At 74.0% G+C, this 4532-nt stretch carries 5 protein-coding genes and 1 pseudogene; 4 read left to right on the top strand and 2 right to left on the bottom strand.

Annotation, left to right across the window (positions count from 1 at the left end):
- A pseudogene (locus F9B16_RS49365) lies at positions 1-833 on the bottom strand (hypothetical protein); the annotation flags it as partial.
- A 377-nt stretch (positions 834-1210) separates the two neighbouring features.
- Here F9B16_RS49365 and F9B16_RS49360 point away from each other — a divergent pair.
- Positions 1211-1888 (top strand): flagellar basal body-associated FliL family protein, encoded by a 678-nt coding sequence (locus F9B16_RS49360; protein ID WP_192809394.1) that lies wholly within the window; start codon positions 1211-1213, stop codon positions 1886-1888.
- A 104-nt stretch (positions 1889-1992) separates the two neighbouring features.
- On the opposite strand, the gene F9B16_RS49355 is transcribed toward F9B16_RS49360, so the two are convergent.
- Positions 1993-2268, bottom strand: coding sequence for a hypothetical protein (locus tag F9B16_RS49355; protein ID WP_151547175.1), 276 nt, complete (start codon positions 2266-2268; stop codon positions 1993-1995).
- A gap of 225 nt (positions 2269-2493) precedes the next feature.
- Between F9B16_RS49355 and F9B16_RS49350 the strand changes: the two genes are divergently transcribed.
- The 3 genes from F9B16_RS49350 to F9B16_RS52045 all read left to right on the top strand — a co-directional run.
- Positions 2494-2901: a YbaB/EbfC family nucleoid-associated protein gene (locus tag F9B16_RS49350; protein ID WP_151547174.1), complete on the top strand. Its 408-nt coding sequence runs from the start codon at positions 2494-2496 to the stop codon at positions 2899-2901.
- The gene (locus tag F9B16_RS49345; protein WP_151547173.1) at positions 2898-3200 is read left to right on the top strand and encodes a WXG100 family type VII secretion target; all 303 of its coding nucleotides are present in this window, start codon (positions 2898-2900) and stop codon (positions 3198-3200) included. The genes F9B16_RS49350 and F9B16_RS49345 overlap by 4 nt, the downstream gene beginning before the upstream one ends.
- A gap of 9 nt (positions 3201-3209) precedes the next feature.
- A partial coding sequence (locus tag F9B16_RS52045) for a WXG100-like domain-containing protein (protein ID WP_449700486.1) occupies positions 3210-4532 on the top strand: 1323 nt, incomplete at its 3' end.

Here is a 4532-nt window from a genome sequence, read left to right as displayed (position 1 = left end):
ATGACCGGCTGGACGGGCGCGGCGGCCTGCGCGGCCTGCTGCTGCGCGGCGGCCGCCGGGTCGGGCCAGGCGGCCTGCTGCCCGGTCCGCTGCCCCGGCTGCGCCGCCGGGTCGGCGGCGGGCTGGACCGCACCGAGCACCGGGTTGACCGCCGCCTCCCAGTCGAAGTCGGAGTGGACGAGCGGGTCGGCCTGCTGCTGCGCCTCGGCCGGGACGTCCGCGCCCTGCTGCGCGGCCTGCTGCTGGGCCGCCGCCTGCTGCGCGGCCTGCTGCTGTGCGGCGGCCTGCTGCTGCGCCGCCTGCTCCTGGAAGGCCTGTTCCTGGAACGCCTGCTGCTGGGCGGCCTGCTGCGCCGCCGTGGCTTGCTGAGCCGCCGTGGCCTGCTGCGTCGCCTGCTGAGCCGCCGTCTGCTGCTGGACCTGCGGGGACGGCACCGGGTCGGGCACCACCGGAGCCGGAGCCGGGGCCGCGGGGTCGGGCGCCGGAGGCTCGGGCAGCAGCGGGGCCGGCTCGTCCTGGACGTCCTGCGACGCCTGCGCGACCTGCGGGAACGGCGGGGCCTCAGGGACGGGGGCCGGGACGTCCGGCTGGGCGGGCTGAGCGGCCGGCACGGGCTGGACGGGCGCGGCCTGCGGCTCCGGCTGTGCGGCGGCCTGGGCCACCTGCGGCGGGACGGCCGCGGCGGGCGCCCGTTCCTGGGCAGGCCGGGGTGGCGCATCGGCGCCCCACGTGCCCTGGGCGGGGCCGGACGGCGCCGCGTCGAGGACCTGCAGTCCGCGCCGGGACGCGCCGATTTCGCGCAGTACCGCCTGCTGCCAGCTGGAGTCGGACACCTGCCTCCCCTCTCCTCGCCAAGACTACGAGACACGCGTCGCCCCACGCACCGCCGCGGGTCGTGCGGCCCCTCGGAGCGGCGTCCGGAGGCACGGTGCACACCGGTCTCACCGGCACAGACAGCCCCAGACCGGCGATCTGCCCTGAAATCACCATTACCCGCCCGCTAGTCTTGCCGGACCTCGATCGGCACCCCGCCACGTGACACACCGCCCGGAGCGACACCATGAACCCCCCTGAATGGCCCGGTCAGCCCGGCGGGCCGGGCTACCCGCCGGCACCGCCCGGCCCGCCGCCCGGTCCGCCGCTACCCGGTCCGCCGGGCCCGCCGATGGGCTTCCCTCCGCCACCGCAGCGCAGCGGGGGCGGCGCGCTCGTGCCCCTGCTGATCATCGGCGTGGTCGCCGTGCTCGGCATCGTGGGCGTCGGCGCGTTCTTCATCCTGCGCAGCGACGACGACGACAAGCCCGACCGGACCGTCGTGATGCCGACGGTGACCCACCTCAACCCGTCCTCGGGGAGCACCTACTCGCCCCTGCCGACGCCGACGACGTCCAGCGGCGGCGGGAGCGGCGACCCGGCGAGCGTCCTGTCCCGGACGATCCGGACGGCGAAGGGCCACACCTTCACCCAGGCGGGCGTCCGGACCGAGTCGTGCGTCACCCGCGCCAACGCCAAGCTGCTGACCGCGCTGCGCCGGCACCCGTGCGTCGGGCTGATGCACTCGGCCGTCTACGCCAACCCGACCAAGACGATCATCACCTCGGTGTCGATCATGACGCTGGGCAGCCCGTCCGCGGCGATCACCGTCAAGGGCGTCACCGACCAGAGCGGCTGGCCGAAGCTGCTCACCCCGTCGGACGCCAGCGGGCTCCCGCAGCCGCGGCCGAACCCGGCGTACTGGACGCGGACCTGGTCGCAGGGCCGCAACGTGATCTACGCGCAGTCGTACTGGAAGAGCGGCGGGCCGACCGGCGGCCGCACCGGCAGCGTGTTCGCGACGGCCGGCGAGCTCGGCGTCGAGGTCACCAACACCCTGCTCTTCTCGGACTGATGGAACGTGCCGTGCGGGAACCGGACGGGCGGGCGACCGCCCGTCCCGCCGCCGCGCGGCCTGCCTTCGCGCGGCCTGCCTTCGCGCGGCCGGTGGGCGCGCGGTCAGCCGTCCTGGCTCTGCGCCTCGCGCTTGCGGGCCTGCGCCCGCTCGTAGGACGCGAGCGCGCGCTCGCCGCCCGGCCTCATCTCGAAGCGGATCCCGCGGTCGCCCTCGAACGGCTCCCGGTGGTCGAAGCCGCCGGTGTAGATCTCGGCGGGCACCCGGTCGGGGAACGCGTCGCAGTACGGGATCCAGGTGTCCAGCGACGTCTCCGCGCCGGGGTTGGCCCGCTGCTGGAGACGCGCGCACGCGTCACAGATGCTCGGTCTCCTGCGCATGGTCCGGCCGTCCTCTCCGCTGTCCGGTGGCGCCGCCCGCACGCGCCGCCGGCGGCCTCGCCGCAGTGTTCCACACCCGCGGTAACGCGTCCGCGACCTGTCACGATCACCAGTGAACGGGTTGCGACATGAGCGACGAAATCATCATAATGATCGCTCTCTGTGTGTCTGTGATCGTGCGCGGTCGCGGGCTCGTTCAGCTCCCGACGAACAGAGGGGTCCCCTGTGCGCGCTGAATGGCAGGCGCATATCGACGAACTCCTGCAGACCTACCAGGAAAAGCGCCGGCAGATCCAGGAGATGCAGTCCCGGCTGGAGACCATCGAGGCGTCCGCCGAGGCCGCCGACGGCATGGTCCGCGTCAAGGTCGACCGGCAGGGCCGGCTGACCTCGCTGGAGTTCGACCCGCGGGTCTCCCGCAAGCTCGGCAGCGAGGAGCTCGCCGAGGCCGTCATGGAGGCGTCGAAGAAGGCGCAGGCCGACGTCGCCGACCAGATGCGCGCCGCGATGCAGGGCCTCGCGCCCGAGGGCGCGTCCGGCGAGGGCGGCGGGTTCGACCTCGCCAAGCTGCTGCCCGAACGGCCCGACGACATCGAGGCGGTCCGCGCCCGCCTCGGGATCCAGCCGAAATGACCTTCGACGGGTACGAGGTCGACACCGAGGACCTCAAGCGCGCCGGCGGCGGCTTCGAGACCAACGCCAACACCCTGCAGCAGATCTTCGACACGCTGAACTCGGCGCTGCAGGCGGAGGGCAAGTGCTGGGGCGCCGACGAGACGGGCCAGCAGTTCGAAGAGGGCTACGGCGAGCCCAGCAAGAACGTCCTGGAGGCCTTCCCCAAGCTCAAGAAGGGGCTGGACGGCATCAAGAAGGGCGTCGACGAGATGGCCAAGGAATACAAGAAGGCCGAAGACGCCTCGAGGCTGAAGTGAGCTGATCCCGTGGGTCTGGAAATCCCCGCCGAGGTCCAGTGGCTGTCGTGGATCGTCGGCTCCGACTGGCCCGAGGGCGACGAGACCGCGATGCGGCGCTGCGCGGACGCCTGGCGCCAGGCCGCCACCTCCATCAACGACCTCGTCGGCGACGTCACCGGCAGCGTCAACGACGTGCGCGGCACCCTCGACGCGGAGGCCGCCGAGAAGTTCCAGAAGAACGTCGAGCAGTGGATCACCACCGATCCGCGGCTGCTGCCGAGCATGGCGGACGCCTGCAACAAGCTCGCCGACGTCATGGACAACGGCGCGCTGGACATCGAGTACGCGAAGTACATGTTCATCGCGCTGCTGATCGTCACCGCGATCGAGATCGCGATGCTGATCGCGGCGGCGTTCGAGACGTTCGGCGCGTCGACGGCGGGGATCCCGGCGGTGGAGGGCGCGGCCCAGGTCACCGCCCGCACCATCTTCAAAGAGCTGATGGAGAAGCTCGGGGAGAAGTTCCTCGGCGCGGTCCTGAAGGGCGCCGCGTTCGGCGCGCTGCAGGGCGGCGGGCTCGACCTGATCGTCCAGGGCGTGCAGATCGCCCAGGGCAACCGGAAGGACGTCGACTGGGCCAAGACGGGCCAGGCGACCCTGGACGGCGCGATCGGCGGCGCGATCTCCGGCGGCATCGGCTTCGGCGCGGGCAAGATCCCCGGGGTCGGCGACGCGGCCGCGACCCCGCTCGGCAACATGTTCAAGGGCATGGCGCGCGACGGCGTGTCCGAGGCGGTCAGCGGCGTGGCCGGCACGGTCGCCACGTCCGCGATCCACGGCGACCCGCTGAGCTGGGACGCCATCGCGAAGGGCGCCACGTCGGGCGCGTTCGGCGGCGCGGTCGGCGGCGGCAAGGGCGGGCTGACGGAGTTCGACGGCGGGATTCCGGGCGGCGACCCGGCGCCCCCGAACGTCGACCCCACCCCGGTGACGACGCACACCCCGTCGACCGGCGGCGGTTCGGGCGAGGGAGGTTCGGGCGGAGGCGGCTCCGACGGCGGCGGCTCGGGCGGCTCGGGCTCGGGCGGCTCGGGCGGCGGTGGCGGCGGCGGTTCGCACGCCACCGGCGGCGGGGGCGGCGGCTCCTATGACGGCGGCGGCTCCGGCGGTGGTGGCGGCTCCCACGGCGGCGGCGGTTCCCACGACGGCGGCGGCTCCGGCGGAGGCGGCGGCAACCGCATCTCCACCCTGCTCGGCGACAACGGCGGCGGTGGAACGAACCACGGTGTCAGCCTCGCCTCGGCGGCCCCCGAGGGCGGCGGCGGTGGAGGCGGCGGCTCGTCCTCCTCC

Source organism: Actinomadura montaniterrae, from assembly GCF_008923365.1.
Taxonomy (GTDB): Bacteria; Actinomycetota; Actinomycetes; order Streptosporangiales; family Streptosporangiaceae; genus Spirillospora; species Spirillospora montaniterrae.
The sequence above is the reverse complement of the archived record's forward strand: the minus strand, read 5'-3'. Positions and strand labels throughout refer to the sequence as shown.